The organism is Halomonas sp. Bachu 37 (assembly GCF_039691755.1).
Taxonomy (GTDB): Bacteria; Pseudomonadota; Gammaproteobacteria; order Pseudomonadales; family Halomonadaceae; genus Vreelandella; species Vreelandella kashgarensis.
On sequence record NZ_CP137552.1, the window covers coordinates 291,772 to 316,601 of the forward strand.

The following is a 24,830-nucleotide window of genomic DNA, read 5'->3' on the forward strand; positions in this document are numbered from 1 at the left end:
TCACTCTTCCCCTAGCCAATGGCGAAGTTTATCCAGCCAGCGAGTCACGGGGGAGCGGGAGTGGTCACTGATATATGCGGCACAGCGCGCTGCGAGTATGTCACGCCGCGCCGCCAGTTTTTCCACCTCCACCCAGCGGTTCCACTCCAGTACAGCGCCCCAGCCGGGCTGCGAAAGCTGCGCATTGGGTAGCCGGTAGTGGAAGGTCGGCCGTGGCTTGACCAGCTTGGTATGCATGAGTTCGTGAGGATGCTGTGGGCGCAGGAAAGCGAACAGGGGAAAAAGGTCGAGCTCGCGATTACGGGTCGGGTTGTAGTCGAGGTAGTCCGCGATCAGGCTGTCGATATCCGGGCTATAGCCGCTATCCAGCACCTTGAGGATGTACTCCTTGGGAAACGGATTGGCGTGGGGGAGCACTTCACGGGTGATGTCCACCTTGATCTCGTGACGTAGCCATTCGGCGAGCAGCAGATAAGCGCGCAGAACCGAAAGAATGTCCTCCGCTTCCAGGCTGGAGAGTTCGGGATTCAAGTGCAGGCCGAAACCGTATAGCAGGCTGGCATCGGTGCCCTTGGCGCCATGGCGGCGCAGTTCCTCGAAGAGGCTGTCGAGCGCCTCCAGGTCATCCCAGGGAATCGGCGGGCAGACCACTTCGGTGGGCACCAGACCGGTGACCATGTCGCCGATCAATTCCCGGGTCCAGGCATGGAATTCCAGGCGCATCTGATGGCGCTGGCGCTCCCACTCGCTATCCAATACGGTGGGTTGCTCGAGTAGCGTGGCGTCGGGGTGGGCATACTGAGTGTCCAGCTCGATTCCGAATTCGCCCCAGCGCGTGTTTTCCACCAGAAGCCGGTGCGGGCTGACGACGTTTAGCTCACCCCCGAACAGCTCGCGCACCAGCAGCGCGGTATCGCGGGGCGGGAGGCCTGCAAACTCGATCTCCACCCCGACACGACGGCGATGTCCTTCGTAGTTGAAGGGGTTGGGTGGTGCTTGCAACGTCATCTCGGCATCCTGTGAGGTGAACGAATAGGCGTGTCAGCCTATCATACCCCTGCGTTGGGCCTGGAGTAATGGCTTCGGGGAGGGACGCTTCGCTTATGCGATCGATGCGTCAAGCTCATGTACACGAGGCAGGAGAGAAGCGTGCCACGACACAAGGTAATCGAAGCCGGGGTAAGAGTGTTGATCGTTCTGCTTCTGGTGAGTATCGGTCTGATGTCGTCCCCGGTCCATGCGCAGGGGATGTCGCTGCCGGGCATGGGCAGTGATCAGGAGGAGACGGAGGCGAATGCCGAGGACTTCCAGCAGTCGCTGGATGACGTCATCGCGACCCTGGAAAATGATGAACGGCGCAGCGAGTTGCTCTCGAGCTTGCGTGAGCTGCGCACGGCTCAGGATACCGCTGAGGATTCCGGTGTGGTCCACCAGGGATTGCTGGGTGCCTTGGCGGATACCTTGACCGATCTGGGGGAGCAGGCCCAGGCCGGGAATTCCCCCATCGATGAATGGACCCGCCAGCTGCGCCAGGGCAGCCACGACCTGCGTGAGCTGGCATCCGGTGCCGAAGCCGGTGAAGCGATACGTAGCACCATGGAGGGCGCCGTGCTGGCTGTCATCTGGGGGGTGTTGCTGGCGGTGATGATCGCCCTTGGCCGGCTGGTGGCAGCGCGACGCGGCTGGCCGCAGGACCTGCCCCGCGATCCTCCCGCCTGGCTGTTGGCAGTGCATTTCTTGCGCCGCATGCTGCCATGGATTCTCTCTTTCGTGCTGGTATTGGGCATCGGTCAATTGCTGCCCCTTAGCTCCGGTCGTGTCCTGGTGCTGGTGGTGGCCTACGCCTGCCTTTTCGGCCGCGCGCTGTCGGTCGTGTTTGAAACTGTCATCGCCGTGTTCAGCCGGGGACATCGCTTTACGGCGGTGCTTTTACTTCAGCAGAAAGCATTGCGCTGGCTGTTCGTGATCGGCGCGCTGATCGCGCTGGGCGATGCCCTGAATTCAAGTCGCTTGATCGAAATGCTGGGGGCTGAGCTCGCTTCCTTGATTTCGGTGCTGGCGAATATGCTGGCGGCGCTGTTGAGTGGTCGTTTCATCCTCAAGTTCAAGCGTCCGATACGCCACTTGATCTGTAACCGGCCGTATCGCCAGCGTCGTGATACCGGTGCGGTAGTGGAATTGGTGCGCAGCCTGGGTGGGCTGTGGCATGTGCCGGCGTTACTGCTGGTGGGCGGGTCGCTGCTGGCGATCTTCATTACCGTGGGCGATGTGGGTACGGCCCTGGTGCGTTCGATCATATCCGCCGGCCTGCTGGTACTGGCACTGGTGGTGACCGGGTTGATCAGGCGCCATTCCGAGCGCCGGAGCAAGCGCCGTCATCGCCATCGCAGCAGCCAATATCGCAGGCGTCTGGAGCGCTTCGGTTATGTCCTGGGGCATATCGTCACCTGGGCCCTGTTTGGCGAATTCTTCATGCAGGTCTGGGGGGGCTCGTTGCTCGGGCTGGGTCAGCAGGGCGTGGCCAGTGCCCGTATCGGTCAGGCCCTGGTCAGCTTGAGCATCACCATATTGCTGGCCTGGCTGATCTGGATCTTCGCCGATACCGCTATCCAGCGTGCTCTGATCTCGTCGGCGCGTTCGCGTGGGCGGCGCGTCAATCAGGCGCGCGCTCAGACCATCACTCCGATGATCCGCAACGTGATCTTCGTCACCATCCTTATCATCGCCGGTATCGCGGGGCTGGCCAATCTCGGCGTGAACGTGACGCCACTGCTGGCGGGTGCCGGTGTCATCGGTCTGGCGATCGGTTTCGGCGCTCAGACGCTGGTGCAGGATTTGATCACCGGTATCTTCATCCTCATCGAGGATTCCCTGGCGGTAGATGACTTCGTTCAGATCAACGGCCACATGGGCACGGTGGAAGGCCTGACGCTACGCACCGTACGCTTGCGCGACCTGGACGGTATCGTGCATATCATTACCTTCAGCCGCATCGACTCGATCCACAACATGTCTCGGCAGTTCGGCATCGCCTTGATGCGAATCCGCATTCCACACGACATGCCGGTGGATGAGGCGATCAACATGATGCAGGAAACCGCCCAGGAGCTGCGCAAGGATCCGATGATGCGACACTACATCTGGTCGCCGCTCGAGATGCAGGGGATCGATCGCTTCGATGAGGGCGGGGCGATACTGCGGATGCGTTTTCGCACTGCTCCCGAAATGCAGTGGGATGTGGCTCGTGCCTTCAATCTGCTGCTCAAGCAGCGTATGGAAGCGCAGGGCGTCGACCTGGGCATACCGCGGTTGAGCGTGAGCATGGAAGGCCAGACCGGTGGCCCGCTGGAACCCGAGGCGAGCCAGGATACCGAGTTGGTACATCCGCAAGCGCCGCAAGGTGCCCCCAAGCCGACGGTTCAGGAAAAGCGCCGCGATGTGCGTCATTTCGAAGAGCGAGGCAGCGCATCCAACCCTAATACCCATGCCAAGGAAGAAACCGTCGACAAGCGGGCGGGGCGGTCCAGGGCGAAAGCCAGCGTGGCGTTAAAGCGTCCCCAGGCGCATGCCAAGCGCGAATCCCACGCCGAGTCCTATGCCGGCTCCGATGGCAATCAGGGCGATGAATGACCAGGAACCACGCCAGAGCCGCCAGCGGTTGTAGAGCGAGACGGCGTGGCTGACCCGATCGACCAGCTCGTCATGACGAGAGATAGCGTTGTCGGGCGGCAAGGAGAAGTCGTTTGCTACATTGCCCTGCCAGTGCGCCCCGTGGCTCAATCCCAGGCGGGCGCGCAATCTGCCGATATCGCTCAACGTCGCGTGCAGCCTGTCGTATTCGGCGCGCCTTTCGGGCTCCTGGAGAACCGCTTCGCCATCCTGCTTCAAGGCGCTGTTCTGGCACCGGCTCAAGGCCTGGCCGATAGCCGCCTCGTCGGCGTCGGGGGCTAGCGCCAGTCGCTGGTACAGGTCACGCATGCCAGCCTCCCTTCAAGGGATAATGAGCGTATTTCATGGATGTTGGGCTTCGCATCGTCTCAATACATTTCCATGAGGTAATCATAGGCCTTCTTGATCTTCTGGAAACGTAGCGAGGCTTGCGCTGCCAGCTGTTCGCTTTCGGAGAAGAAGCGGTCGGGATGGTGCAGTTGCGCCATGCGCCGATAGGCCTGGCGCACTTCGCCACGACTGGCACCGGGGGGCAAGCCCAGGATCGAGAGGGCGCGCGTCCTGCGGTCTCCCGGGGGTGGCGTATAGGCGCTCTCGTGTTGGCGGTGGCGCTGCTCCTGGCGTTCGCGTTCGTAACGTGCGCGTTCGCGACGTTCACGCTCCTGCCGCTCCTTGCGGGCTTGTTCCTGTTGTTCTTTTTCTTGCTGCTCTTTTTGTGCTTTTTCCTGCTGTGCCCGTTGCTTTTTTTCGGCCTTCTCCCGGCGCGCTTCTTCCTTGCGTGCTTGGCGCTCTTGTCCAGGGGATTCGTCTGCGGGTTTTTCGGAGCGGCGCGATGGCTGCGGGCGGGTCTGCCAGTAGGCCTCACGGCTCAAGTCATCCGGGGTGCTCATGGGGGCACCGGCCAGTTCCTGGAACAGGGTCTGGAAAGTGCCCGGGGCTATACTGAGCAGGTCGGCAAGAAAGCGCAGGATATAGTGGTTGGGCTGGGATAGTTCGCCGTTATCGGTGGCCAGGGTAATGGCCTGGTGCATGACACTGAGGCCGCGCTGCGGCGAACACTCCTTGCGCAGAACTTCAGCCGCGAGTTGAATGGCCTGGAGATCCTGGGCATGGGCGATCTGCAGCACCGGCCCCAATTCATGGCCGTGGCGGAACGAGGCGGTAACCTGAGCCAGGCGCCGGCGTCGCTGGCCTTCGGAGATATGGGCGCGGTTGACCAGTACCCAGGCCAGTAGCAGCAAGGCCGCCGTGTCCATCTGGTTGCGGCTTTTCAACAGCAGAAGCTCGAATGGTGAAAAGCGGGCAATGGACATTCCCAGGCTCCAGCGGGCGTAATCGAAGTAAGTTTTCGCTAAATGGCGGCCAAAGCGTCTTCAACCGGGGGCGGATAAGACACCGGGAACACGTCGCCACGGCCAGCTTTATTGAACATGGTATAACATCAAGTCATCCAAGGGAGTAGGAGATTGGTCAGGTGATCACGCTAGAGCGCAAGAACAGCTTTCAATTGCGCTTGGCGCGGACGCTGAAGGAGGAGACTTCCCATCATCTGGATGTGTACCTGTTCGTCCCCGGCGAACTCGGCTTGAGTACCCATCTGATCTCGGAAGAGGCGCTTTATCATTCCGCAGTACACGCCAAGCGCACCTATTACAGCGATACACACCATCTGCCCTTGGTCTTGAGCCGCCTTTCACGGCGCAACCGGCTGGGTAGCGATTATTACCGCCTCAATCTGAGCCTGTATGCCTACCAGTATGTGGTGGCCATGGAGCGTTATACCGAGGAACTGCTGACCCAGGCGCGCAAGATGCGCAGCACGCAAGGGGAAGCGGCGCCGAGCAGCGCCCGGAAGGAGGGTGAGGCAGCGTTTCCCGGCGCTGACCTGGTGCGGCAGATGGAGGAGGCCGGCGAGCTCAGCGATGGGATACTCAAGCGCCTGCGTCGCAACCGGCCCGATGACGAGAGCCTGCACAAGTATTTCATCAATATCGATAATTACCTCTCCTGGTTTACCGAGCAACGACTGCTCGCCCTGGTGGCACACATGCCTCGTGGTCGTGAGTACCAGGACGTCAGGCGGCGGTTTATCGACACCTGTCACCGGGAGAGCGCCTATCGCAGCGAGCATCGCTACAACGCCGAACGCGTGGTCAACGACCCCACGCGGATGTCCAACAAGATGCGGCTGCTGCGACGCCTGATCGAATATCCCATTACCTTGAAACAGCGCTCCCAGGAGCTGGGTGGCGGTGAGCAGAAAGCGGTCAAGGCGTTGGCGACGGCGGTGGTCATGATGTTCGTTTCTTTCAGCATTCTGCGCTTGCGGGTGGCCCTGGGCGATATCACCGCCTTGTTCGTGTTGGCGATGGCGGTGCTTTACGCCATGCGCGAGGTGTTCAAGGACGATTTGCGCAATACCTTGTGGCGACTGCTGCGCAAGGGTCGCCCCAAGTGGCGGCGTCAATACCTGGACGCCACCAGCAACACCCTGGTGGGGCGCCAGCTCGAATGGTTCGACTACAAGCGCTTCACCTCGCTGGATGAAGAGATCCAGCGGGTGCGCAAGCGAAACGTCGCGCAACGCGAAGAGGTCGTGGTGCATTATCGTTCCAGCTCGCGCATGTCACCCACGCGTTTTTTGAGTGGTTACGAGCATACGCGGGAAACATTGACTCTCGACATGGCCATGCTGACCCGCTTGATGAGCAAGGGAAAACATCACGTCTACCGCCTCAAGGAGGGGCAAGCCGTGCGCGAAAGCGTGGAACGGCGTCACCTGTTCAATCTGGTGGTGCGAGAAACCGGCAGTGGGGAAACCACCTTGATTGCGCGCTGGAAAGTGGTGGTGAGCCGCTCGGGCATCGTCGATGTGGAAAAAGTTCATGAAGAGGGTGGATGATGAAACGTCAACAGACTCCTCATGAGCTGTATCAAATAAGGCTTCTTTCCGAGGCGCTACAGTGACATCGCGACAAGTGACATTCCCAACTAGAATCACAAGGGAAGGTTCTCTCTTCATGAGTGGCGCTTGATTCACGCCCAGTCTTTGATAATCGCTGAACGCCACTGCAAGTCAGGAACGAGGTAATACCATGCAAGCAAACGATGTCATGACCCAGAACGTGATTACGGTTGAGCCGGATACCCAAGTACGAGACATCGCCCGGCTGTTGTTGGAAAACCGGATCAGTGCAGTGCCGGTCGTCAATGCCGAAGGCCGGGTGCTGGGTATTGTCAGTGAAGGAGACTTGATGCGCCGGGTGGAGAATGGCACCGATCAACACAAATCCTGGTGGCTGAAATCCATTTTTGCCGGGGCCAACGACGCCGGTTCCTACGTCAAGTCTCATGGTCGCAAGGCGAGCGAGATCATGACTCCGAATCCCTTGACCATCGAGGAAACCATGGACCTGGGAGACGTGGCTCGGTTGCTCGAAAAACACCATATCAAGCGTGTGCCGGTGGTGCGTGAGCACAAGCTGGTGGGGATCGTGAGTCGAGCCAATCTGTTGCAGGGGCTGGCCTCGGCCGGTCCTCAGCCCTCCGAGTCGCCGGCGGATGACCGCGCCATTCGCGACACCATCATCAGGGAAATCGAAGACAAGGCCGGTGTGCGCATCGGCGGCATCAATGTCGTGGTGGAAAACGGCAACGTCGAGCTCTGGGGGCTGGTCGATGCCAAGGAGCAGCGTATGGCGGCACAGGTCGCCGCTGAAAATACCAATGGGGTAAAAAGAGTGGAAAACAACCTGAACTTGGCACCCAGAGGGGTCGGCGGGTTCTGATCCATCCTTACTGAGCCATTGGACACCGCTGGGCGAACGCCCAGCGGTGTGGTGTCGATCAGCTCGTAGTGGTCTGCTCGATAGCCCGCTCCAGGGCGGCGACGCTGCGTTCGGCATCGTGCAGCTTTTCCAGGCCGAACAGGCCGACACGGAAGGTCTGGAAGTCCTCGCCTTCATCGCACATCAACGGCACGCCCCCCGCCACCTGCACACCGGCCTCGGCCAGCTTGGCCACTATCGCCTTGTCTTCGCTGTAACTCACGATCACGCCCGGGGCCTCGAAGCCGGGGGCGGCGACGCTCTTGAACCCATGCTGCTTGAGCATGGCACGCGCCTGCTTGCCGAGGGTGATCTGCTCCTGCTTGACCTTGTCGAAACCGTAGTCGCGGGTCTCCAGCATGATATCGCGCAGCCTGCGCAGGCTGTCGGTGGGCATGGTGGCGTGGTAGGCATGGCCGCCGTTCTCATACGCCTGCATGATGTCGTGCCATTTGCGCAAGTCGCAGGCAAAGCTGGAGCTGGTGGTCTCGACGAGCCTGGTGCCGGCACGCTCGGAAAGCATCACCATGGCGCAGCAGGGTGGGCCGCTCCAGCCTTTCTGCGGCGCGCTGACCAGCACATCGATGCCCAGTGCCTGCATATCCACCCAGAGCGTTCCGGCGGCGATGGCATCGACCACCAGCAGGCCGCCGATGTCGTGGGTGGCGTCAGCCAGCTGCTGGATATAGGTATCGGGCAGCAACAAGCCGGCGGAGGTCTCTACCTGTGGGGCGAAGACCACCGCGGGTTTTTCCTCGCGGATTTTTGCTACGGCTTCCTTGATAGGCACCGGCACGAAGGCGGAATGAGCATTTTCGGCATCGATACGCCGGGCTTTCAGCACCGTCTGCTGTTCGCTGATCCTGCCCATGTCGAGAATTTGCGTCCAGCGGTAGCTGAACCAGCCGTTGCGGATCACCAGGGTTTTCTGGTCGGTGGCGAACTGGCGCGCCACCGCTTCCATGCCGAAGGTGCCGCTGCCCGGCACGATCACCGCCGCATGGGCGTGGTAGACCTCTTTCAAGGTGGCGGAGATATCCCGCATTACGCCCTGAAACTGTTGCGACATATGATTGAGCGAGCGGTCGGTATAGACCACCGAATATTCCAGCAACCCTTGCGGGTCGACGTCGGGAAGCAGGCCTGGCATGGCATTCTCCTGGTTTGCGAACGGGTGACTCCCCGCTTGGGGAAAGGCTTCTGGCCGACCGCCGACGGCAGCCAGGAGCACACGGATGGCCACGAGGATAAAAGCATTCCCGTGGCCAAGCCAGACCCAAGCCGAACAAGAGGTGTGATTTATGACGAGAGCGGAGAGGATCTGCCGACATTCTCCGGGCCGAAGGCATCGGGGAGCAGCGTTTCCATGGTGTATTGCTTGAGCAGTTCGCCGCTGCCCGAGAGTACCTTGATGGCAATATCCGGCAGGGCGAACTCACGGATACGCTGGCGGCAATCGCCGCAAGGCGTGCAAAGATGCTCCCCCGGTCCCATGACGTAGACACCGCGCAGCGCCCGGTGCCCGGCGCTGACCATGGCGGCGATCGCCGAGGCTTCGGCGCACAGGCCCTTGTAGTGGGCGACTTCGACGTTGCAACCGGCGAACAGCTCGCCGTTTTGCGTTTCCGCCACAGCGGCGACCGGATGCGCGGAGTAGGGGACATAAGCGCGCTCACGCACCTCGATCAACTGCTTTACGATGGCGGCGGGTACGCTTGCCTCTTCACGTTGACCTGACTGTAGTGATTCATCCATGCCTGGCTCCTTCATGCCTGGTCGGCGTCGTCGCGCAGCACCGTCTCCAGGGCAATCTGCATCATGTCGTCGAACGACGTCTGACGCTCGGCGCTGGAGAGCGAATCGCCCTTGAGGATATGGTCGGAGACGGTGCAGATGGTCAGCGCCCGGGCGCCGAATTCCGCCGCTACGCCATAGAGTCCGGCGGCTTCCATCTCCACACCGACGATACCGTAGCGCTTGAGCAGTTCGGCCATGTCGGCTTGCGGGTTGTAGAACAGGTCTGCCGAGAACAGGTTGCCCACCTTGACCGCAACGCCCTTGGCCTTGGCCGCCCCCACCGCATGCTGGGTCAGCGCGAAATCGGCGATCGCCGCGAAATCGTGGTCGTTGAAGCGCATCCGGTTGACCTTGGAGTCGGTGCTGGCGCCGAGGCCGATCACCACATCGCGCAGCTGCACGTCGTCACGAACCGCACCGCAGGAACCCACGCGGATGAGTGTCTTGACGTCGTAATCGGTGATCAGCTCCTTGGCGTAGATGGACACCGAGGGAATGCCCATGCCGTGGCCCATCACCGAAATCTCGCGACCCTGGTAGCGGCCGGTGTAGCCGTACATGCTGCGCACGCCGTTGACCTGGCGCACGTCGCTCAGGTAGGTCTCGGCAATGTACTTGGCGCGCAGCGGGTCGCCGGGCATGAGCACGGTGTCGGCGAAATCGCCGCGGGCGGCTTCAATATGGGGCGTGGCCATCAGTGGGCTCCTGTGGAGGCGGTCGGGTCATCGGCGGCGCTGGGGTGCGACGGGTCGTGGGAGAGAAAGCTGGTACCGTCGGCCATGGGCTCGAGATCGAAATACTCCGCCAGGCTCTGGCCGATATCGGCAAAAGTGCCGCGCTCCCCCAGCGAACCGGGAGCGAGACCGGCACCGGACACGAGTACTGGAATGTACTCCCGGGTGTGTTCGGTTCCCGGCCAGGTCGGGTCGCAGCCGTGGTCGGCGGTGAGAATCAGCAGGTCGCTGGGTTTCAAGCGTGTGAGCAGCTCGGGCAGGCGAGCATCGAAGGCTTCCAGGGCGGCGGCGTAACCCGCCACATCGCGGCGATGGCCATAGACCGAATCGAAATCGACGAAATTGGTCATGATGATGCTGCGCGCACCGGTATGGTCGAGTTCGTCCAGGGTGGCATCGAACAGGGCATCGTGACCGCTGGCCTTGATCTTGCGCGAAATCCCGCAGTGGGCGTAGATATCGGCGATCTTGCCGATGGATACCACCTTGCCTCCGGCCTCGCACAGCTTCTGCAGTACGGTGGGCGAGGGCGGCTCGACGCTGTAGTCGCGGCGGTTGCCGGTGCGGGCGTAGGTGGCGGCACTTTCGCCGACGAACGGCCGCGCGATCACCCGGCCGATATTGTAGGGTTCGAGCAGGCGGCGCACGGTTTCGCATAGCTGGTACAGCCGCTCCAGGCCGAAGTGCTCTTCATGGGCGGCGATCTGGAAGACGGAATCCGCCGAGGTGTAGACGATCGGCTTGCCGCTGCGCACATGCTCATCGCCCAACCGCGTGATGATCTCGGTACCGGAGGCATGACAATTGCCGATGACGCCGGGCAACTGCGCTTCCTCGACGATGGCGTCGAGCAGCTCGACCGGAAAGCTCTCCTGCTTGTCGAGAAAATAGCCCCAGTCGAAGCGTACCGGCACCCCGGCGATTTCCCAGTGGCCCGAGGGCGTGTCCTTGCCCGAGGAGATTTCCCGGGCATAGGCATAGGCACCCTCCACCCGGGCCGGCTCCTCGACTCCTTCGGCGAAGTGGCCGGTGCTGTCGCGGTGGGCATGGAACAGGCCCAGCCGTCCCATGTTGGGCAACTTGAGGGAGCCGGAACGGGCGTTGGGGCCGTCGGTCACATCCGCATCGCCACGGGCGCAGGCGGCGGCGATATGGCCCAGGGTATCGGCACCGGCATCGCCGAACGCATCGGCATCCGGGGCGCTGCCGATACCGAAGGAATCCAGTACGAGTACGATGGCGCGAGTCATGCGGTTTCTCCTCGATATCTCTCCTGAATCAATGTTTCCGACGCCACTGCTTCCGCCTGGGAGGTGGGATCACCGATGCTGACGGCGGCGCGAAGCTGTTCGGCGGCACGCTGGGCGGCGGCTTCGTCGCGGGCGTGAACCATGGCCAGTGGACGCTGGTTATCGGTCTGCTCGCCAATGGCGGCGATTTCGCTCAGGCCGACGCTATGGTCGATAGTGGCGTCGTTGCGTAGCCGGCCGCCACCCAGCTCCACCACGGTCATGCCGACGGCGCGAGTATCGATGCGTTGCACCTTGCCCGCCTGCTGGGGGTAGACCGCAAGCGTGACCGGGGCCTGGGGCAGGTAGTGCTCAAAGCGTTCGAGGAAATCGCGGGGTCCACCCAGTTCGCTGACCATGCGGGCGAAGACCTCGGCGGCAGCCCCCGAGGCGAGGGCGCGGTCGAGCTTTTCGAGCGCCTGTTCGCGGGTGGCGGCAAGCGTACCCGCCAGCAGCATCTCCACCGCCAGCTCGCGAGTCACCTGCATGATACGGCTTTGTGGGCGTTCGCCGCGCAGCAGCGCCAAGGATTCGACGATCTCCACGGCATTGCCTGCGCAGGGTGCCAGTGGCTGGCTCATGTCGGTCAGCAGGGCGGTGGTCGGCGTGCCGGCGCGGCTGGCGACATTGGCGATGCTCCTGGCCAGCTCACGGGATTTTTCCGCGGTTGGCATGAAGGCGCCGCTGCCGACTTTTACATCCATCACCAGGGCGTCGAGGCCGGATGCAAGCTTCTTGCCCAGTATCGAGGCGGTAATCAGCGGAATCGACTCCACCGTGGCGGTGACGTCGCGCACGCCGTAGATGCGTTTGTCCGCCGGGGCGAGATCCGCCGTCTGGCCGATGATGGCAACCCCGGTGTCCTTCACGACCCGGCGAAACCGTTCGGGGGCGGGATACGGGTCGTAGCCGGGAATCGACTCAAACTTGTCCAGCGTGCCGCCGGTGTGGCCCAGGCCGCGCCCGGAAATCATCGGCACGAAGGCGCCGCAGGCGGCAACCCAGGGCCCCAGCACCAGGGAGACGAGGTCGCCCACGCCGCCGGTGGAGTGCTTGTCGACCACGGGGCTGGGCAGATCGAGGTCGTCCCAGCGCATCACGTGGCCGGAGTCGCGGGTGGCGGTGGTCAAGGCGACGACTTCGGCGTCGCTCATGCCGTTGAGGTATACCGCCATGGTGAAGGCGCCTATCTGGCTGTCGCCGATGCGGTCATCGGCGATGCCCTGGATGAATTCACGGATATCGTCGGCGGCCAGTTCGCCACCGTCACGCTTGCGGCGTATCAGTTCCTGCGGGAGCATCAGTAGCCTCCTTGCGTTTGCATGTCGGCGCTGAGGCCAAGGGTTGCCAGCAGGTCGCCGAGAAGGCTCGACGCACCGAAACGAAAATGCACGGCATCGAGCCAGTCATCGCCCATGATTTCGCTCGCCAGGGCCAGATAACTCGCGGCTTCCGCCGTGGTGCGTACCCCTCCGGCGGCCTTGAATCCGACGACCCTGCCGCTGTCGCGAATCGTCTCGAGCATGATTTCGGCGGCCTCCAGCGTGGCATTGACCGCTACCTTGCCGGTGGAGGTCTTGATGAAGTCCGCACCGCCTTCGATGGCCAGTTCGGCGGCACGCCGGATCAGCGCGGGGTCACCCAGCTCGCCGGTCTCGAGAATCACCTTCAGGTCTGCCGTGTCGCCGCAGGCCGTCTTGCACGCCTTGACCAGCGCCAGGCCGGTCTTTTCATCGCCGGCCATCAGCGAGCGATAGGGAAACACGACATCGACTTCATCGGCGCCGGCAGCCACGGCATCGCGGGTCTCGCGCTCGGCCCGTGCGATGTCGTCGCCGCCGTCGGGAAAGTTGGTCACCGTGGCGATCCTGACCTTGTCGGCAAGCCCTTGTTCCGCCAGAGCCTGGCGGGCGGTGGCGATGAAGGCGGGATAAATGCATACCGCCGCCGGCGAGCCGGCGGCGGACGCCGCTTGGCGGCACAAGCCGCGGATGGTGGCCTCGCTATCGTCGTCGTTGAGGCTGGTGAGGTCCATCAGCGCCAGCGCCTGGTGGGCGATATTCGACAGTTCGGAAATGGCGGGTTGGCTCATGGGGTATCTCGTCGGGTCGGTAAAACGGGTCTGTGAAAATCGTGTCAACCGAGGCTGCCGAGTGCCAGAAAGAACCCGGCAATCGTCGCTGACATCAAGTTGGAGAGGGTGCCGGCCAGCACGGCCCTGAGGCCAAAACGGGCGATCTCCTGGCGGCGGCTCGGAGCGATGCTGCCAAGTCCCCCCAGCAGTATGGCAATGGATGACAAATTGGCGAAGCCGCACAGGGCGAAAGAGAGAATGGCCATGGTGTGCGGCGTCATCATCTGACCCGTGGCGGCGACCACCTGTTCCCCATCGATGTAGGGCGCCAGGTTGATATAGGCGACGAACTCGTTGACCACCAGCTTCTGGCCGATGAACGAACCGGCCAGATTGGCTTCCGCCCAGGGCACGCCGAGCATGAAGGCCAGTGGCGAGAACAGCCAGCCGAGAATCAGCTCCAGGCTCAGCGTCTCCATGCCCAGCCAGCCGCCGATGCCGCCCAGCATGCCGTTGATCAGCGCGATCAAGCCGATGAACGCCAGCAGCATGGCGCCCACGTTGGCCGCCAGCAGCATGCCGGACGTGGCCCCGGAAGCAGCGGCATCGAGTACGTTGGCCGGGCGGTCCGCATCCTCTTCCAGCCGCGCCTCGGTTTCCGACACGCTGTCCTCGGGCTCCCGGGTCTCGGGCATGATCAACTTGGCGAACAGCAGCCCGCCCGGCGCGGCCATGAACGACGCCGCCACCAGGTATTCCATGGGGATACCCAGCGCCGCGTAGCCTGCCAGTACCGACCCCGCGACCGAGGCCAGGCCGCCGCACATCACCGCGAACAGCTGCGATGGTGTCATTCGGGCGATGAAGGGACGTACCACCAGCGGCGCTTCGGTCTGGCCGACGAAGATATTGGCGGTGGCCGAGAGTGACTCGGTACGCGAGGTGCCCAGCGCCTTCTGCAAGGCGCCGCCGAGGATACGGATCACCCACTGCATGATACCGATGTGATAGAGCACGGCGATCAGCGAAGAGAAGAAGATGATGACCGGCAAGACCCTGACGGCGAAGACGAAGCCGACGTTGCCCGCATCCGCCAACCCGCCGAAGAGAAAGTCGATCCCGTCGTTGGCATAGGTCACCACCTGGCTGACACCACCGGAGATGGTTTGCAACACGCTCTGGCCGAACGGCACATAGAGGACGAACGCGCCTATCCCCGCCTGGATGGCGAAGGCCCCCAGCACGGTGCGCAGACGGATGGCCTTGCGGTCGTAGGAGAAGAGTAGAGCAATGGCCACCAGGGTGACCATGCCTACCAGGCTCATGATGAGGGTCATGGGAATGCCTCGAATCGTGAGAGATGGACTCGTTGCAGCCGGTTTCGCTTGGCGATGCCATTTGTAGCGCGCTGGTAGGCACTGGGCATGAGCTGCGTTATCGCTGCGACGCCTGAATTGCCGTGAGGGCGATGGTATAGACGATATCGTCGACCAGAGCACCTCGGGACAGATCGTTCACCGGCTTGTTCAAGCCTTGCAGCATGGGGCCGACACTGACGACCCGGGCGCTGCGCTGTACCGCCTTGTAGGTGGTATTGCCGGTATTGAGGTCGGGGAAGACGAAGACCGTAGCACGTCCGGCCACCGGCGAGTCGGGAGCTTTCTGCTTGCCCACGCTCTCGATGGCGGCGGCGTCGTACTGCAGCGGCCCGTCTATCGCCAGGTGCGGCGCCCGTTCGCGGGCGATGCGGGTGGCTTCACGCACCTTGTCGACATCGGCACCGGTACCAGAGTCGCCGGTGGAGTAGCTGATCATGGCGACACGCGGCTCGATGCCGAACGACTCGGCGGAGCGCGCACTCTGCAGGGCAATTTCCGCCAGCGTCTCGGCGTCCGGGTCGGGATTCACCGCGCAATCGCCGTAGACCACCACCTGTTCCGGCAGCAGCATGAAGAAGATCGACGAGACCTGATTGTATTCCGGTGCGGTCTTGATCAGCTGGAAGGCGGGGCGCACGGTGTTGGCAGTGGTATGCACCGCCCCCGATACCAGGCCATCCACCTCGTCGCGCTGCAGCATCATGGTGCCCAGCACGACGTTATCCTGTAGCTGGGCTTCGGCGGTAAGCTCGTTGAGCTTGCCGCGGCGCAGATCGACCATGGGGCCGATATAGCTGGCACGGATGCTTTCGGGGTCGATGATCGTAAGCTCCTCGGGCAGCTCCAGCCCCCGGTTGCGCGCCACGGTGGCGATATCCTCGCGATTGCCCAGCAGGATGCAGTCGGCGATTCCCCGACGCTGGCAGATGATGGCGGCTTCCACGGTACGCGGTTCGTCGCCTTCGGGCAGGACGACGCGCTTTTTCGCCTGCTGGGCCAGCTTGACCAGCTGGTGGCGAAAGGCGGAGGGCGAAAGCCTTCGGGTATAGCCCCGGCTCAAGTTCTCCTTGAGCCAGTCGAGATCGATATGCGCGGCAACGAAACGCGCGATTCGCTCGGCACGGTCGAGATCGTCCATGGGGATCTCGTTGCTCATGCGGCTGAGGTTGGTGGCGGTGGTCAGGCTGTCGGTATCCACCGTCAGCACCGGCAGCCCGGTCTTCAGGGCGGGGCGACACATCTCGATCATGTTGTCGTTGGGCATGAAGCCGTTGGTCAACAAAACCCCTGCCAGTTGCGTGCCGTTCATGGTCGCCAGGGCCGAGGCCAGTACCACGTCATCGCGGTCGCCGGAGGTGACCACCAGGCTGCCGGGCTTGAAGATATGCAGGGCGTTGGCAGCGCTGCGCGCACACAGGCTGGTGGAGAGCACGCGGCGGGAGTCGGCGTCGCCTTCGTTGAGCACTCGAGCATTCAATGCTCGAGCGACATCCAGCGTGCGTGGCGCGCTCAGGGACTTGCTGTAGGGCACGACTCCGATCAAGTGGAAGCGGTCGGTGGCCAGCGCCGGCGAGTAGCGGCGCAGCTCGTCGAGTACCGACGCGTCCAGTTCGGGCTTGACGGTGCCTGGCGCCAGGGAGAGGTCATCCTCGGCGAAGGGCATGTTGCGCATGCGCATCAGGATACCGCCCAGCGTGCGGCTGGAGCTGATCCCACCGAAGTTGCGCGCGTGCATGTCCAGTAGCTCGGCGAGCGCCTGTGGCTCGTGCAGGTCGCCGGTACCCACCAGGATGATACGGGCATTGAGCGCATGGGCGAGCTGGGCGTTGGTCTGGGTGGCGTAGGTGGTGTACTGGGTCGGCACCACGCCTTCCACGACCACCAGGTCGAGCGCGCTGCCGTCCCGGTAGGCTTGATGGACGACCTGATCGTAGAGCTCGATGACGTCTTCCATCAGCTCATCGGTATGGTCTTCGCGCAGCAGGCGTTCCAGCCGAGCCTGGGACATGGGGGCGGGTGGCCGCTGGTTCAGCGTACGCGACACCAGCGCCGTGGAACGGTCCAGCCCCGGTCCGTTGAGCTCGTCTTGCATGAACGGCTTGAGAAATCCCGCCTTCAGGCCGATTGTGTCCAGCGCCTGGATCAAGCCCAGGCAAGCGGAGGTCAAACCGGCGCCGACGCTGGTGGGAACCAGCAGGATGGTCTGCGGCTGTTGTGAAGGGTTGGATGGAGCGGGACTCGTGGCTTGCGGCATTACAGCGCCTCCAGGCAGTGGCGGGTTTCCATGGCGATACGGCCTTCTTCATCGGTGGGGATCACCCACACTTGCGGACCATCGTGCTCGTGGCGGTCGAGCTTGCCTTCCGCCCCTCGAATGGTAGCGGTATTGCGCTCTGGTGCCAGCGAGAAAGCGAAATGGGGCAACAGTTCGATGACCCGTTGGCGGACGAAGGCCGAATTCTCGCCGATCCCACCGGTGAAGATCACCCCGTCCAGCTGCGGGAGAGCACAACTGAGCGCGGCCAGGGACTTGGCGATGCGGTAGCAGAACACCTCCACGGCGAGCTGTGCCCCTTCATGGCCCTTGCCAGCGGCTTGTTCGAGTTCACGCATGTCGTTGGAAAGCCCGGACAGGCCGAGCAGCCCGCTCTCCTTGTTGAGCAGGGTGTCGATGCGATCGAGCGACCAGTCCAGCTGGCGGGCCAGGTGAGCATGCAGGCCGGGGTCGACATCGCCGCTACGGGTTCCCATCACCACGCCTTCCAGCGGCGTCAGGCCCATGCTGGTGTCCTGGCTTCGACCTTGCCAGACGGCACAGGTAGAACAGCCGTTGCCCAGGTGGGCGGTAAGCCAGCCGCCATTGCCGCGCTCGCTCAATTGCGCCACGCGTTGGCTCACGTAGGCATGGCTGGTGCCGTGAAAACCGTAGCGCCGGATCGCGTGGTCGCGATACAGCGCTTGCGGCAGGGCGTAGCGATAGGCCCGCGGCGCCAGGGTCTGGTGGAAGGCCGTGTCGAATACCGCGACCTGGGGCAGGGCGGGGAAGATCTGGCGGGTGGCCAGTACGCCTTCGAGGTTGGCGGGATTGTGCAGCGGCGCGAGTGCGGCGGTTTCCTTTATCGCCTCGATCACCGTGTCGTCGATTTGCGCCGCCTGGGTGAAATGCTCGCCGCCATGGACGATGCGGTGGCCCACGGCGCTGGGCTCGCGACCTTCGAGGCGCTCGAAGATGGCCTGCAAGGCTTGCGTGTGGTCGGCACCGGACAAGGGCAGCGTAAAACTCTCTCCTCGGCTGTTCTCACCCTTCAAGCGAGCTTCGGGGCTACCCAGGCGCTCCGCCAGCCCGGCGAGGCGGGGTGCCTCGGGGTCGGCCTCGATCAAGGCGTACTTGATCGAAGAAGAGCCGCAATTGATAACCAGCACCGCTGAACTCATAAGTATCCTTTAATCAATATTTTCTAACGAATCCACGAGTGAAATCCGCGCCTTGACAGCGCTCGGCAGACAAACTGGTGGTAAGCATAGATGCAAGACCTTAGTTTAACATGCACCACGACAGTGGATTAGCCCATCCATGACTGGCTCACCGGCACGACTTGACCCATGCGGGTCGACAGGATGACCACCGCAAAAGGTTGAGACAACTTGTTTATCAGCTACGCTGATCAATAAGCCGTCACATGGAGAAACTTTGCCTTCATGTACGCGATTCCCACTAACGGATTAGAGGTGTTCCCATGGCAACGGGTTCGGAAGACAAGGCAAAAGGCGCCGCCAGCAAAGCCACAGGCAAGGCGAAGGAAGCGGCAGGCAAGGCGACCGGCGATAACAAGACGCAGGCCAAAGGTAAGGTGCAGCAGGCAAAAGGCGAGCTGCAGAAAGGCAAGGGCGAGGCCAAGGAGAGCCAGAAAAAGAAATAGCCAGCTATATATTGGTATCGGACTGACATGCAGCAGGGGGGCTTCGGCCCCCCTGTTGTCGTTTAATGCTTATATTTCTGTTTCCAGGTCGGTTTTTTGAATTTTTTGCTGAATGGAACGAAAGCTGCAGGAACTACTATTCGCCTTTGGTCTTGCGGATATGGATTTGCCTGAGAATCGGCACAGAATTGCGCAGTCTGAGCCAAAACAGCAAGCAAGCCCGGTGATATTGTCCATGAGCCCTGTCGGCAAAAAAAAAGAAAAAGCCGACGCAAGAATTCGAAACGACTTAGCTTGGCGCTTTCAATCAAGAGGAAACCTGACATGTACAAGATGACTCGAATTGCGGTTGCCGTTGGCGTATGTGCCGGTATTACTACCTTTTCCGCCATGGCAGATGCAGCGGAGAAAGAGTGGCGCATGGCGACTCCCTGGAGCGGTGGTCCCTGGCTCGAGCGTGACGCCCAGATGTTCGCCGACCGCGTCAATCAACTTTCCGATGGCGAAATCGAAATCGAAGTGTTCCCCGGCGGCACGCTGGGCAGCGCCCTGCGCGTAACCAACACGGTCAAGTCCGGCGTGGCCGAGGTCAGCCACAATTACATTAATTACGACTACGGCTCCGATCCGACCACGGCACTGCTGGCGGGCCATTCCAGTGGCTTGACGCCTGAAGAGTTCATGTTGTGGATGTATGAGGGCGGCGGTGCGCAAATGTACGAAGAGTATCGCCGTGACCAGTTCGATGTGGTCGCGTTTCCTTGCGCCATCTTGGGAACGGAAGTGTTCCTGCACTCCAACAAGCGCGTGGAAACCCTGGAAGACTTCCAAGGGCTGCGCCTGCGCACTTCCGGTGCATGGTCGGAGCTGGCGTCGCGACTTGGTGCATCCACCGTGGTCATGTCGGGAGGCGATATCTATAGCGCACTCGAGCGCGGCGTGATCGATGCCGCCGAGTGGGGCAGCCCCGAGATGAACCGGCCGACCGGCTTCCAGGAAGTGGCGCAGTACGTGATCCTTCCCGGTGTTCACCAGTCCGGTGGCTTCCTCGAGTGCCAGGTCAACGAAGATACCTGGAACGAGCTCAGCGAAGACGACCAGGAAATGCTGCGGCTGGCGGGCAAGCTGAGCGTGTTCGAGACCTGGCTGGCCAGCTCTTTTGCCGACCTGGAAGCCTATCAGGAGCTGATCGATGGGCCCAACGAGATCGTCCACCTGGACCAGGAATTCATCGACACCATCTATGAAGAAACGGTGAAGTGGGAAGACGAATACGCCGCGGACAATGAGTGGTTCGCCCGTGTCCTGGAGTCCCAGCGTGACTTCAAGGAGACCATGAATACCTGGCCGGCCTATCGTCTGCCGATCGGTACCATGGGGCGTTAACGCAACCCGGGTACGTTTGAAATATCCGCCTGGATGGAAATCTGCATGACAAGAGAGGCCTAGCGCCTCTCTTTATGCGTTTATCGGCGTTTTCGTTCTTTTCATGCAATGGATTATCCCCCATGAAACTCATACACGCGCTTGAAGCACTGACGCGCTGGGCCGGCTGGCTTGGTGCGGTGCTGGTCTTTCCCTTGATTGGTGCTTTGGTTTACGAAGTCTTCAGCCGCTATGTGATCGGGCGGCCAACCCTATGGGCTTTTGAAATCAGCTACATGGTGATGGGAGCGATCTTCATGCTGGGCATGGCCAATGCGTTGCGAGTCGGCCAGCATGTCAGCGTCGACCTGGTTTCGCTGCAGTTGTCCCGGCGAGCCAACGCCCTGGTACGCGTCGTGGGCTATCTCTGCTTCCTGCCCTTGCTAGTCTGGCTGGTGTGGGAGTTGTTCGCCTACGCTTCCCAGGCCTTCGAAAGCAACGAGCGCTCCGGTCGTTCGGCCTGGAATCCCGTGATATGGCCGATCCTGACGGTCTGGTTCGTCGGTTTCGCGCTGCTCGCGTTGCAGGTATTGGCCGAGCTCCTTAAAGCGGCATTGGTAATCATGGGCCGCTCGCATCAAGAGGAGCCAAGCTCATGAGCAGTTACCTTTCGCTACTGATGTTTCCGGCCCTGATGGTCTTCATCATCGCCGGGTTTCCCATCGCCTTCTCGATGATTCTCGTCGCGGCCTTTTTCGGTATCATCCAGTTCGGCGATGTTGCTGCTTATCAGCTGTTGACGAAAATCGAGGATACCGCTTCCAATTCCATCCTTGCTGCGGTCCCGCTGTTTATCTTCATGGGGTCGATGCTGGAGCGCTCGGGGATAGCCGAGAGGCTATTTGAAGCCATCCATATGTGGACCCGGCGCTTGCCCGGCGGGTTGGGCGTCGGCGCTATCGTGATGGGCACTCTGTTCGCCGCCTCCAGCGGTGTAGTGGGCGCCACCGAGGCGGTCATCGGCATGTTGGCCGTACCGGTAATGCTCAAGCACCATTACGACAAGAGCCTGATATCCGGCACTATCTGCGCCAGTGGTTCATTGGGTACGGCGATTCCTCCTTCCATTACCGTTGTCGTCCTGGGTCCGGTTGCTGGCGTTTCCGTCGGTTCGCTATTCAGCGGCCTGCTGATTCCCGGTTTCCTGATGGCGGTGATGTTTCTGGTGTATATCATCGGCGTCTCCTATCTCAAGCCGGCGATGGCGCCTCGTGTGGTGGAAGACGAGCCGGAGATAAGCTGGTCGGACAAGATGCGCATCACCCTGGTAGCGCTGTTGCCCACCATGTTGCTGATCTTCACCGTGCTGGGCACGATATTGCTGGGTCTGGCTACGCCTACCGAAGCGGCGGCTTGTGGGGCGCTGGGCTCGATATTGCTGGCGCTGGCTTATCGCAACCTTAACCGTGAGGTGCTATGGCACGCTGCGATCAAGACCATGAATATCTCGGCCATGATCCTGCTGATCGTCATGGGCGGCAGCATGTTCGCTGGCGTGTTCTTCGCCTCAGGAGGCATGGCCACGGTACAGTCGCTGCTGATGGATACCGGCCTGAGCCCCTGGGTGATTCTCGGCTTGATCCTGCTGATCGCCTTCATTGCCGGCTTCGTGCTCGACCTGATCTCGGTGGTGCTGATCATCATTCCCGTGGCGATGCCGATCGTGCGTATGCTCGGGTTCGATGAAATCTGGTTCTGCGTGGCGTTCCTGGTGGTGTTGCAAACCAGTTACCTTACGCCTCCCCTGGCCCCGGCCATCTTCTACCTGCGGGCGATCACGCCTCCCGAAATCACCCTCAAGCACATGTACTGGGGCGTGGTTCCCTTCATCCTTGCCCAGCTCGTGGTACTGGCGCTGGTACTGGCATTCCCCAGCCTGGCCCTGTGGCTGCCGGACCTGATGAGCGGACCCTCCTGGCGCTGATTGCCTGTCGATCCCAAACGCCGCCTTCGGGCGGCGTTTGCGTTGTACCTTTCGCACTCGCAGGTATAGGTTATACCTCCTGATACAGCTCACTGCCTTCCCGCTGAAATTTCTCCGCTTGCTCCTGCATGCCGCGCTTCACCGCTTCGGCATCGCTGTCGGCAGCGTTTTCCGGAGTGCGATCGCGGTAGGTGTCGCGCACTTCCTGGCTGATCTTCATGGAGCAGAACTTTGGCCCGCACATGGAGCAGAAGTGCGCCACCTTGGCGGAGTCCTTGGGCAGGGTTTCATCGTGGAATGCCCGGGCTGTGTCCGGGTCCAAGCCCAGGTTGAACTGGTCTTCCCAGCGGAACTCGAAGCGCGCCTTGGAGAGCGCGTTATCGCGCCGCTGCGCCGCCGGGTGGCCCTTGGCCAAATTCGCCGCGTGGGCGGCAATCTTGTAGGTGATGATGCCGGTTTTGACATCATCCTTGTTGGGTAGGCCAAGGTGCTCTTTGGGGGTGACGTAGCAGAGCATTGCACAGCCAAACCAGCCGATCATCGCAGCACCAATGCCGGAAGTAATGTGGTCGTAGCCGGGGGCTATATCCGTCACCAGCGGCCCAAGCGTATAGAAAGGCGCTTCGTCGCAGTACTCCAGCTGCTTGTCCATGTTCTCTTTCACCAGGTGCATGGGCACGTGGCCGGGGCCTTCGATCATCACCTGCACATCGTGCTTCCAGGCAATGTGGGTGAGTTCGCCCAGGGTTTTCAGCTCGGCCATTTGCGCTTCGTCGTTGGCATCGGCAATCGAGCCGGGGCGTAGGCCGTCGCCGAGGGAGAACGCCACGTCGTACTGCTTGCAGATCTCGCAGATCTCCTCGAAGTGGGTGTACAGGAAGCTCTCCTGATGGTGATACAAGCACCACTTCGCCATGATGGAACCGCCACGGCTCACAATGCCGGTGACGCGGTTGGCGGTGAGCGGCACGTAGCGCAGCAGCACCCCCGCGTGAATGGTGAAGTAGTCCACGCCCTGTTCGGCCTGCTCGATCAGCGTATCGCGAAAGACCTCCCAGGTGAGGTTTTCGGCGATGCCGTTGACCTTCTCCAGCGCCTGATAAATGGGCACCGTGCCGATCGGCACCGGTGAGTTGCGGATGATCCATTCGCGGGTTTCGTGGATATTGGCCCCGGTGGAGAGGTCCATGATGGTGTCCGCGCCCCAGCGGATGCCCCAGGTCATCTTGTCCACTTCCTCTTCAATGGAGGAGGTTACCGCCGAGTTGCCCAGGTTGCCGTTGATTTTGACCAGAAAGTTGCGGCCAATGATCATCGGCTCGCTTTCAGGGTGGTTGATGTTGTTGGGAATGATCGCCCGACCTCTGGCGACTTCATCGCGAACGAACTCTGGCGTTATCTCGTCCGGAATGCTGGCGCCAAAGCTCTGGCCCGCATGCTGGTGGCCCAGGATGCGTTCAACCTCTGACGTTCCCAGCGCCTGGCGGCGCTGGTTTTCCCGCAGGGCGATGAACTCCATCTCCGGCGTGATGACGCCTTGGCGTGCGTAGTGCAGCTGGGTCACGTTTCCAGTCCGCCCGTCCTTTGTAGAGAGTGCACGGCGCGGGGTACGGGTCAGATCAAAACGCAGCTGGGCAAGGGTGGGGTCGTTGGCGCGGCGCTGGCCGTACTGGCTGGTGGGGCCATCCATAAACTCGGTGTCGTTGCGCTCTTCGATCCAGGCCCGGCGCAGCTCTGGCAGGCCCCGGCGCAAATCAATCTGGGCGTTGGGATCGGTGTAGGGGCCGGAGGTGTCGTACACTAGCAGCGGCGGGTTCTCTTCATCCACACCGCTGGTTTTGGTGGGCGAGAGAATGATTTCCCGAAACGGCACGCGAATATCTGGCCGCGAGCCTTCCACGTAAACCTTGCGCGAGCCGGGCAGCGGGGCCACGGCAGCGGCATCCACCTGGGCGGTTTCGGCGAGAAAGTGGGCGGTTTTACTCTTGACGGTCCTGATCATGATGGTTTCTCTGTATTGTTGGTGGTTATTCAGAAAGGTCGTGATCGATCAGCTCAAGGCCCATCTGCCAGAAGTCGATTTCCAGGCGGGTGGCATCACGGAAGATCTTGCTGAGCTCACGAAAACGAGTGGGGGTGACATCGGCCAAGCGAGCATCGAGCCACGCAAGCTCCTCCTGCATGGCGGCCTGGAACTCGTCGCCTTCGTACATGGCAATCCAGGCATCAAACGGGTTTTGGCTGCCGCGCAGAGTAGAAGTTTGGGCGTTCAGCCAGTTGGCGATTTCGCCGTAGCCGAAAAGGCAGGGGGCCAGCGCCACGTGCAAATCGAGCAAGTCGCCGCGGTTGCCGGTATCCAGCACATAGCGGGTGTAAGCGAGCGTGGCCCTGGCTTCGGGGAGCGCTTCCAGCTCCTGCTCGGAAATACCCCACTCCTGGCAAAAGCCGACGAGCAGGCCCAGCTCCACATCCACGATGGCTTTCATTCCTTCATGGGCTTGGCGTAAATCCGCCAAGGTGGGGCTTTTATAGGCAGCCAGCGCGTAGGCGCGGGCGAAGTGGATCAAGAACAGGTAGTCTTGCTTCAAATAGTGTCGAAACGATGCCTCAGGCAGCGTGGCGCTACCCAGCTGGCGCACGAAATCGTGCTCGATATAGGCGCGCCAATCTTCTTGGCAGGCGGTGGTGAGATCGGTAAAGCGGTAACCCATGATGCCTCCGGTGATGATGATCCGGAGGGTGGGCGAATAAGACCGAGGGAATGGCGCGGAAAGGTGGCGTGCGATCGTGAG

21 protein-coding genes are annotated in these 24,830 nt (G+C 61.7%); 7 read left to right on the forward strand and 14 right to left on the reverse strand.

What is annotated here, in order from left to right; genetic code table 11:
• Positions 1–1,008: an amidoligase family protein gene (locus R5M92_RS01230; protein ID WP_346797224.1), complete on the reverse strand. Its 1,008-nt coding sequence runs from the start codon at positions 1,006–1,008 to the stop codon at positions 1–3.
• 213 nt (positions 1,009–1,221) lie between these two features.
• Between R5M92_RS01230 and R5M92_RS01235 the strand changes: the two genes are divergently transcribed.
• Positions 1,222–3,630, forward strand: coding sequence for a mechanosensitive ion channel domain-containing protein (locus R5M92_RS01235; protein ID WP_417339102.1), 2,409 nt, complete (start codon positions 1,222–1,224; stop codon positions 3,628–3,630).
• Here the strand turns inward: R5M92_RS01235 and R5M92_RS01240 are convergent.
• Positions 3,547–3,978 (reverse strand): hypothetical protein, encoded by a 432-nt coding sequence (locus tag R5M92_RS01240; RefSeq protein WP_346797227.1) that lies wholly within the window; start codon positions 3,976–3,978, stop codon positions 3,547–3,549. The genes R5M92_RS01235 and R5M92_RS01240 overlap by 84 nt on opposite strands.
• A 59-nt stretch (positions 3,979–4,037) precedes the next feature.
• Positions 4,038–4,982, reverse strand: a complete 945-nt coding sequence (locus tag R5M92_RS01245; RefSeq protein ID WP_346797229.1) for a J domain-containing protein — start codon at positions 4,980–4,982, stop codon at positions 4,038–4,040.
• 161 nt (positions 4,983–5,143) lie between these two features.
• Here R5M92_RS01245 and R5M92_RS01250 point away from each other — a divergent pair, with 161 nt between their 5' ends.
• Together R5M92_RS01250 and R5M92_RS01255 are read left to right on the forward strand one after the other, a co-directional pair.
• Positions 5,144–6,571, forward strand: coding sequence for a hypothetical protein (locus tag R5M92_RS01250; RefSeq protein ID WP_346797230.1), 1,428 nt, complete (start codon positions 5,144–5,146; stop codon positions 6,569–6,571).
• A gap of 193 nt (positions 6,572–6,764) precedes the next feature.
• Positions 6,765–7,457: a CBS domain-containing protein gene (locus tag R5M92_RS01255; RefSeq protein ID WP_346797231.1), complete on the forward strand. Its 693-nt coding sequence runs from the start codon at positions 6,765–6,767 to the stop codon at positions 7,455–7,457.
• Between the two features lie 58 nt (positions 7,458–7,515).
• On the opposite strand, the gene R5M92_RS01260 is transcribed toward R5M92_RS01255, so the two are convergent.
• The 9 genes from R5M92_RS01260 to R5M92_RS01300 all read right to left on the reverse strand — a co-directional run bounded on the left by R5M92_RS01260 (position 7,516) and on the right by R5M92_RS01300 (position 18,204).
• Positions 7,516–8,646, reverse strand: coding sequence for an aminotransferase class V-fold PLP-dependent enzyme (locus R5M92_RS01260; protein ID WP_346797233.1), 1,131 nt, complete (start codon positions 8,644–8,646; stop codon positions 7,516–7,518).
• Between the two features lie 149 nt (positions 8,647–8,795).
• Positions 8,796–9,251 (reverse strand): cytidine deaminase, encoded by a 456-nt coding sequence (gene cdd, locus R5M92_RS01265; RefSeq protein ID WP_346797235.1) that lies wholly within the window; start codon positions 9,249–9,251, stop codon positions 8,796–8,798.
• Positions 9,252–9,262: 11 nt separating this feature from the next.
• Positions 9,263–9,988, reverse strand: coding sequence for a purine-nucleoside phosphorylase (deoD, locus tag R5M92_RS01270; RefSeq protein ID WP_346797237.1), 726 nt, complete (start codon positions 9,986–9,988; stop codon positions 9,263–9,265).
• A complete protein-coding gene (locus R5M92_RS01275; RefSeq protein WP_346797238.1) occupies positions 9,988–11,277 on the reverse strand; it encodes a phosphopentomutase in 1,290 nt (429 codons plus the stop codon). Before R5M92_RS01275 ends, deoD begins: the two co-directional genes overlap by 1 nt.
• The gene (gene deoA, locus R5M92_RS01280; protein ID WP_346797239.1) at positions 11,274–12,617 is read right to left on the reverse strand and encodes a thymidine phosphorylase; all 1,344 of its coding nucleotides are present in this window, start codon (positions 12,615–12,617) and stop codon (positions 11,274–11,276) included. Before deoA ends, R5M92_RS01275 begins: the two co-directional genes overlap by 4 nt.
• Positions 12,617–13,408 (reverse strand): deoxyribose-phosphate aldolase, encoded by a 792-nt coding sequence (gene deoC, locus R5M92_RS01285; protein WP_346797240.1) that lies wholly within the window; start codon positions 13,406–13,408, stop codon positions 12,617–12,619. Before deoC ends, deoA begins: the two co-directional genes overlap by 1 nt.
• A 44-nt stretch (positions 13,409–13,452) precedes the next feature.
• The gene (locus R5M92_RS01290; RefSeq protein WP_346797241.1) at positions 13,453–14,727 is read right to left on the reverse strand and encodes a NupC/NupG family nucleoside CNT transporter; all 1,275 of its coding nucleotides are present in this window, start codon (positions 14,725–14,727) and stop codon (positions 13,453–13,455) included.
• A 97-nt stretch (positions 14,728–14,824) separates the two neighbouring features.
• Positions 14,825–17,023: a phosphate acetyltransferase gene (gene pta, locus R5M92_RS01295; RefSeq protein WP_346797242.1), complete on the reverse strand. Its 2,199-nt coding sequence runs from the start codon at positions 17,021–17,023 to the stop codon at positions 14,825–14,827.
• Positions 17,023–18,204 carry an acetate kinase gene (locus R5M92_RS01300; RefSeq protein ID WP_346797243.1) on the reverse strand — a complete coding sequence of 394 codons (1,182 nt, stop codon included), beginning with the start codon at positions 18,202–18,204 and terminating at the stop codon, positions 17,023–17,025. The genes pta and R5M92_RS01300 overlap by 1 nt, the downstream gene beginning before the upstream one ends.
• Positions 18,205–18,506: 302 nt before the next feature.
• On the opposite strand from R5M92_RS01300, the gene R5M92_RS01305 reads away from it, so the two are divergent.
• From R5M92_RS01305 to R5M92_RS01320, 4 genes are all read left to right on the forward strand, one after another.
• Positions 18,507–18,689 (forward strand): CsbD family protein, encoded by a 183-nt coding sequence (locus tag R5M92_RS01305; RefSeq protein WP_346797244.1) that lies wholly within the window; start codon positions 18,507–18,509, stop codon positions 18,687–18,689.
• 324 nt (positions 18,690–19,013) lie between these two features.
• Complete coding sequence (locus R5M92_RS01310; RefSeq protein WP_346797245.1) at positions 19,014–20,075, forward strand: C4-dicarboxylate ABC transporter substrate-binding protein; 1,062 nt, start codon at positions 19,014–19,016, stop codon at positions 20,073–20,075.
• Between the two features lie 122 nt (positions 20,076–20,197).
• Positions 20,198–20,713 (forward strand): TRAP transporter small permease subunit, encoded by a 516-nt coding sequence (locus tag R5M92_RS01315; protein WP_346797247.1) that lies wholly within the window; start codon positions 20,198–20,200, stop codon positions 20,711–20,713.
• A complete protein-coding gene (locus R5M92_RS01320) occupies positions 20,710–22,038 on the forward strand; it encodes a TRAP transporter large permease subunit (protein ID WP_346797249.1) in 1,329 nt (442 codons plus the stop codon). The genes R5M92_RS01315 and R5M92_RS01320 overlap by 4 nt, the downstream gene beginning before the upstream one ends.
• 70 nt (positions 22,039–22,108) lie before the next feature.
• Here R5M92_RS01320 and thiC read toward each other — a convergent pair whose 3' ends face one another.
• Together thiC and tenA are read right to left on the reverse strand one after the other, a co-directional pair.
• Positions 22,109–24,040 (reverse strand): phosphomethylpyrimidine synthase ThiC, encoded by a 1,932-nt coding sequence (thiC, locus tag R5M92_RS01325; RefSeq protein WP_346797251.1) that lies wholly within the window; start codon positions 24,038–24,040, stop codon positions 22,109–22,111.
• Positions 24,041–24,065: 25 nt separating this feature from the next.
• A complete protein-coding gene (tenA, locus tag R5M92_RS01330; protein ID WP_346797252.1) occupies positions 24,066–24,749 on the reverse strand; it encodes a thiaminase II in 684 nt (227 codons plus the stop codon).
• Positions 24,750–24,830 lie beyond the last annotated feature (81 nt).